We start from the raw sequence: 996 nt of genomic DNA, 5'->3' as shown, positions 1-996 counted from the left end.
CTTGCCCGTCGCATCCCACATCCTCAAACCATAGGAAGCGCTTGGGACAGACGAAAAGGCCCCAATGAATATAGCCCCAGAGTGTGCTTGCCCTGATGTTACGGAACAGCCAGTCCAAGCACCTGCGGCCCCCTCTAGCAAAACGCCAAGCTGTATAAGCGACCCATTGTTCTGCGGGCGTACAAAAACAAGGGGCGGCTCTTGGGTGGTGACAACTGAAGAGAATACAACTGAGACACCGGCGGCGTAGGAGCCTTTGTGAAAGACGCACAGCCTCGAATACTCAGAATCAAGGGAGACAGCCCCGGCGTCGTTTACTACTTGCAGGCCATAATTCATTAGCCAAACCTCGCAACCATTAATCGCATCGTTGCGGTAGAGAATGAGTCAGTCGGCCGGTCTTTCAGAAAATTCCTAACATAGACAAGCTCCGTACCCATCTCGCACTCCAGCTGCCTATTCGACACAACCTGTGAGTTATCATTGTTTATTGGCAATAAAAAACAGATTGCATTGGTTGCGGTACAACCCGGCGCAGAAAACGTCCTGGTGCCTCCAGGACCTGAAGAATATGAAACCAATACAGATAAAACGATCCTGTAAGTAGATGTCGTGGTGTCAAATTCCAGGGTACCAGTTGGTGACCATATCCTCAGGCCGAAACTCATTCGCTTAAGTCTCCAATTTGGACGCGCTTCACATTGCCGTTATCCCAGAAACGCAACGAACGATTAGTCATCGTTGCTCTGCCCTGCCCAGGAACAACGCCGTTCATTTCAAACGTCCCATCGAAGAATAACTTCCAGCCCGTCTTGCCTGGGTCGTAGTTATTCGACTGGATGTAGTTGCCGATCTTGGCGTTTGTGATCGTGCCGTCCTGGATGAATGCGGACTTGATAAAGGTCTGCCCACCTTGGACTGCGAACGGCACCGATCCGGCCTGGCCAATGGCGAACCTATCGGCGTCGATGATGAACTGCGACTGCAACCCGCCAG

The 996-nt window shown here is 51.7% G+C and carries 1 protein-coding gene; it reads right to left on the bottom strand.

Annotated features, from left to right (window positions below; genetic code table 11):
* Nucleotides 1–664: 664 nt before the first annotated feature.
* A partial coding sequence (locus tag GIW79_RS29505; protein ID WP_236477478.1) for a phage tail tip fiber protein occupies nt 665–996 on the bottom strand: 332 nt, incomplete at its 5' end.

This window comes from Pseudomonas sp. PA-7-1E, assembly GCF_021605325.1.
Lineage (GTDB): Bacteria > Pseudomonadota > Gammaproteobacteria > Pseudomonadales > Pseudomonadaceae > Aquipseudomonas > Aquipseudomonas fluorescens_BV.
Note: the sequence above shows the minus strand (reverse complement) of the source record. Positions and strands in the feature narration are given on the sequence as shown.